Source organism: Acidovorax sp. KPB24-07 (assembly GCF_057543315.1).
In genome coordinates, this window is record NZ_BAAJYS010000265.1 from 1 (window position 1) to 4,800 (window position 4,800).

A 4,800-nucleotide genomic window follows, 5' to 3' on the forward strand; every position below is an offset into this window, starting at 1 on the left:
CCGCACGCGCCGTCGCCGGCACCGGCCGCGCCCGCCATCGCGAAGGCGACCGACCGGCTCATCATCGTGGCGCTGGACCCCGGCCATGGCGGCGAAGACCCCGGCGCCACCGGCCCCGGCGGCACGCGCGAGAAGGACATCGTGCTCAAGGTGGCGCACCTGCTGCGCGACCGCATCAACGCCACCACGGTCGGCGGCAACCCGATGCGGGCCTTCCTGACCCGCGACGCCGACTATTTCGTGCCGCTGGGCGTGCGGGTGGACAAGGCCCGGCGCGTGCAGGCCGACCTGTTCGTGAGCATCCACGCCGACGCCTTCACCACGCCCGCGGCGCGCGGCGCCAGTGTGTTCGCGCTGAGCCAGGGCGGCGCCTCCAGCTCGGCCGCGCGCTGGCTGGCCAACAAGGAAAACCAGTCCGACCTCATCGGCGGCCTGAACGTCCGCGTGCAGGACCGGCACGTGCAAAGCGCCCTGCTGGACATGAGCACCACGGCGCAGATCAACGACAGCCTGAAGCTCGGCAGCGTGCTGCTGGGCGAGATCGGCAGCATGGCCAAACTGCACAAGCCGCGCGTGGAGCAGGCAGGCTTTGCCGTGCTCAAGGCGCCGGACATTCCGAGCGTGCTCGTGGAAACCGCCTTCATCAGCAACCCCGAGGAAGAGGCCAAGCTGCGCACCGCCGCCTACCAGCAGCAATTGGCCGACGCGCTGATGCGAGGGATCACGCGATACTTCGCCAAAAACCCGCCGCTGGCACGCAGCCGGTCCGTCTGACGGCTCGGCGGGCCTGCGAGCGTGACCTGAAACCACGAGGAGAACCCCATGGCCCTGCACCACGCACGTTCCGGAGAAGTCGTCAGCCTGAGCCCGCTGGGCGACCGGCTGGCGGGCGCCGCCACCACCGCCATCATCAAGGCCGCCCAGCTGGAGGTGATCCGCGTCGTGCTGCCGGCCGGCAAGGATTTGCGCCAGCACGACACGCCCGGCGAGATCACCGTGCAGTGCCTGGAGGGCGAGGCGGAGTTCCACACCGCCGGCGGGGCGCGCCTGCTGCGCCCGGGCGACTTCGTGCACCTGCAGCCCCGCGCCGCGCATTCGCTGCGCGCGGTGAGCGATGCCTCGCTTCTCGTGACCATCTGCCTGGCCCCGGGCTGATCGGCAGCGCCGCGGTCAGGTGGGGCACCTCCTACAGCAGGCGGCCTCGCCTGCCTACACCGCAGGCGCGGTGCCGGGGCGATAGTGCAGGCATGGGTTGGGACAGGCAAATGCAGCGGTTTGAACGGATCGCTGCCCTGTCCGGATCCCATGCCCTCACAGATACCAGGAGCCAAGTCATGAACTACCGCCATCTCGTTTCCGCCGCCGCTGTCGCAGCCGCACTCGGCCTCGTCGGCTGCTCTTCCAACCCCACCAATGCACAGATCGGTACCGGCGTAGGCGCCGTGGCCGGCGGCGTGCTGGGCAGTGCCGTCGGTGGCACCACCGCGACCGTGATCGGTGCCGGTGCCGGCGCGCTGGTCGGCCACGAACTCGGCGAAGACCGCGATCAACGCCGCCGCTGATCTCACGGGGATGGTTTAACTCCCATCCTTCCGATCACAAAACGCCTGCAGGACCCCAGTGCCCTGCGGGCGTTTTTGCGTGGATGCCAATTGGCGCCTCCCACCAGCACCGGTGCAAAACGATAAAAGCGTCCCTCCACTAACCGATACGGTTTAGTACATTTAAAGCGCGTGGGTGCGGCTAACATTCTTGGCTTGTTCCACTCTGCAGAATCACTCCATGCGCCCGTCGCCCCTGGCCCCCGCCAATGAACCTCTTTCACCCGAGCCTGCACTGAGCCGCCGCCGTGCCGCGCTGCAACTCATGGCCATACCCGCCGCCATCGCGTCGGGCAGTGCCCTGGCGAACGGCACAGCGGATGTGGCGAGCGCTGCAGCCAAGAAGCGATTCACCACATCGCAAGGCTGCCACCTGCACTACCAGGATCGTGGCCAGGGCCCGGTCGTGCTGCTCGGGCACAGCTACCTGTGGGATTCTTCGATGTGGGCGCCCCAGATCCAGGCGTTGTCGCGCCACTTCCGGGTCATTGCCCCCGACCTGTGGGGCCACGGCGCGTCGGGGCCGCTGCCTGCCGACACGCGGGACTTGAAAGGCCTGGCGGCGCAGATGCTGGAACTGCTCGACGCCCTGCATGTCCGCGAATGTGCCGTGGTCGGCCTCTCGGTCGGCGGCATGTGGGGTGCGGAGCTGGCGCTGAAGGCGCCGGAGCGGGTTCGCAGCCTCGTGATGATGGATACCTACCTCGGGGCCGAGCCCGAGGCCACGCGCCTGCGCTACTTCGGCCTGCTCGATGCGATCGAGGCCGGCGGGCAGATCACCCAGCCGCTGGTGGATGCCATCGTGCCGATCTTCTTTCGGCCCGGCACCGATCCCTCGAGCCCCCGCCCCGCAGCGTTTGGCCGCAGCCTGGCGGCGATGGCGCCCGATCGATTGCGCCAATCGGTGGTGCCGCTGGGCCGCATCATCTTCGGCCGCGCCGATGCGATGGACCGGCTGGCGGCGCTCCGCCCCCAGGCCACGCTGCTCATGTGCGGCGACGAGGACATTCCCCGCCCGCCGCACGAGATGCACGCCATGGCCGAGGTGATCGGCTGCGATGCCGTGGTCATCCCCGAGGCCGGCCACATCTCGAACCTGGACAACCCGGAGTTCGTCACCCGCCAGCTGCTGCAGTGGCTGGACCGCACGATGCGCTGACAGCGCATTCGCTCGGGCAACCGGAGGACGGGGCGCGGTGCCCCCGGCTCCCACTCAGGCCGTTTTCTGGCGGCCGGCGCGCCAGCCGCCGTAGAGCGCGATCAGGCCCGGCACCAGGATCAGCGCCCAGATGATCTTGTCCAGATTGGCCTGCACCCACGGGAAGTTGCCGAAGAAGTAGCCCGCCGTGCAGATGCCCAGCACCCACAGCAGCGCACCGCCCACGTTGAACGCCGTGAACTTCGCCCGGCCCATTTCGGCCACGCCGGCCACGAAGGGCGCGAAGGTGCGGATGAAGGGCATGAAGCGCGCCAACACGATGGTGACGCCGCCGTAGCGTTCGTAGAAGTCGTGCGCCTGCTGGAACGCGCGCCGGTTGAACCAGCGCGAATCGGGCCACTGGAACACCTTGGGCCCGAAATAGCGCCCGATGGTGTAGTTGCACTGGTCCCCAAGGATGGCGGCCGCGATCAGCACAGCGCAGGCCAGCGGAAAGTTCATGAGCCCCGCACCGCACAGCGCACCAACGATGAACAGCAGCGAATCGCCGGGCAGGAACGGCATCACCACCACACCCGTCTCGACGAAGACGATGAGGAACAGCAACGCGTACACCCACGGGCCGTAGGCGCTGACGAAGGCCGCCAGGTGCTTGTCCACGTGCAGGATGAAGTCGATCAGGAACTGGATGATTTCCAAGGGCGGACCTTCTGAGGAAAGTGGGATGGCGGGATTGCCAATGCGGCGCGTACTCTAACCGCACTGCCTAGAATGCCGGGCAATGACCACAGAGCCCACCCTGCGCCGACCGATCCGCGACCTGCCCGACGAACTCATCAGCCAGATCGCGGCCGGCGAGGTGGTCGAACGGCCCGCGTCCGCCGTGCGCGAACTGGTGGACAACGCGCTCGACTCCGGAGCCACCCAGATCGCCGTGCGCCTGCTGGCCGGCGGCGTGCGGCTGATTTCGGTGGAAGACGACGGCAGCGGCATCCCCCAGGAAGAACTGCCGATCGCCCTGCGGCGCCACGCCACCAGCAAGATCACCAATCTGCACGACCTCGAATCCGTGGCCACCATGGGCTTTCGCGGCGAGGCCCTCGCCGCCATCGCTTCAGTGTCGGAAATGGCCCTGCTGTCGCGCACCGCGGAGCAGGCCAGCGCTTTCCTGCTGGATGCGCGCAGCGGCGAGCTGCGGCCCGCCGCACGCAGTCAGGGCACGACGGTGGAAGTGAAGGAACTGTTCTTCGCCACACCAGCGCGGCGCAAATTCCTCAAGACCGACGCGACCGAACTGGCCCACTGCATCGAGGCCGTGCGCCGCCACGCGCTCGCCCGTCCCGATGTGGGCTTCGCCATCTGGCACGAAGGCAAGCTGGTCGAGCAGTGGCGCGCCACCCTGGCCGCTGGCGACGCGTCCGATGGCGCGCTGCAGCAGGCGCTCGACCGGCGGCTGGCCGACGTGCTGGGAGACGACTTCCTCGCGGAATCGGTCGCCGTGCGCCACCGCCACGGCGCCATCACGGTGACCGGCCGCGCCGGCCTGCCGGATGCGGCCCGCTCGCGCGCCGACCAGCAGTTCTGCTACGTGAACGGCCGCTTCGTGCGAGACAAGGTGCTCACGCACGCCGCGCGCGCCGCCTACGAGGACGTGCTGCACGGGCAGAAGCAGCCCGTGTATGCGCTGTACGTGGCCATCGACCCGCTGCGGGTGGATGTGAACGTGCACCCCACCAAGATCGAGGTGCGCTTCCGAGACAGCCGCGAGGTTCACCAGGCCGTGCGCCATGCGGTGGAGAACGCCCTGGCCGTGCCCCGTGCCCAGGCACTCGCCGCGAGCGGCGCCACCGAGACGGCGCCAGGGCGGCCGCGCAGGCGCCCGCTCCCGGGATGGCGCCCGGCTGGAAGGCCCAGGCGGCGATCCGGTTCGACGAGCCCGTGGTCGACCACCGGGTGACCGACCTGCAGGCGCTGTGGGGATCGCCGAAGGGGCCCGGCGTCGGCGCACAAGACGGCGCCTTCCCGGCCAGCGTGCAGGAG

The 4,800-nt window shown here is 69.2% G+C and carries 5 protein-coding genes and 1 pseudogene; 5 read left to right on the forward strand and 1 reads right to left on the reverse strand.

The features are described from left to right. The 4 genes from AC27IQ_RS18900 to AC27IQ_RS18915 all read left to right on the forward strand — a co-directional run. On the forward strand, nucleotides 1–774 hold a 774-nt coding region (locus AC27IQ_RS18900; RefSeq protein ID WP_487090390.1), incomplete at its 5' end, for an N-acetylmuramoyl-L-alanine amidase. Nucleotides 775–822: 48 nt separating this feature from the next. After that, nucleotides 823–1,155: a cupin domain-containing protein gene (locus AC27IQ_RS18905; RefSeq protein WP_284430122.1), complete on the forward strand. Its 333-nt coding sequence runs from the start codon at nucleotides 823–825 to the stop codon at nucleotides 1,153–1,155. A 179-nt stretch (nucleotides 1,156–1,334) separates the two neighbouring features. Beyond that, nucleotides 1,335–1,562, forward strand: coding sequence for a glycine zipper domain-containing protein (locus AC27IQ_RS18910; RefSeq protein WP_272551696.1), 228 nt, complete (start codon nucleotides 1,335–1,337; stop codon nucleotides 1,560–1,562). Between the two features lie 220 nt (nucleotides 1,563–1,782). Then, nucleotides 1,783–2,760, forward strand: a complete 978-nt coding sequence (locus tag AC27IQ_RS18915) for an alpha/beta fold hydrolase (protein ID WP_487090391.1) — start codon at nucleotides 1,783–1,785, stop codon at nucleotides 2,758–2,760. A 54-nt stretch (nucleotides 2,761–2,814) separates the two neighbouring features. Here the strand turns inward: AC27IQ_RS18915 and AC27IQ_RS18920 are convergent, their stop codons facing one another. Then, nucleotides 2,815–3,459, reverse strand: coding sequence for a DedA family protein (locus tag AC27IQ_RS18920; protein ID WP_272568021.1), 645 nt, complete (start codon nucleotides 3,457–3,459; stop codon nucleotides 2,815–2,817). A gap of 82 nt (nucleotides 3,460–3,541) precedes the next feature. Here AC27IQ_RS18920 and mutL point away from each other — a divergent pair. Then, a pseudogene (gene mutL, locus AC27IQ_RS18925) lies at nucleotides 3,542–4,800 on the forward strand (DNA mismatch repair endonuclease MutL); the annotation flags it as partial.

Coding starts and splice junctions, on each gene's coding strand:
- AC27IQ_RS18905 (WP_284430122.1), top strand. CDS start 823: ATGGCCCTGCACCACGCACGTTCCGGAGAAGTCGTCAGCCTGAGCCCG.
- AC27IQ_RS18910 (WP_272551696.1), top strand. CDS start 1,335: ATGAACTACCGCCATCTCGTTTCCGCCGCCGCTGTCGCAGCCGCACTC.
- AC27IQ_RS18915 (WP_487090391.1), top strand. CDS start 1,783: ATGCGCCCGTCGCCCCTGGCCCCCGCCAATGAACCTCTTTCACCCGAG.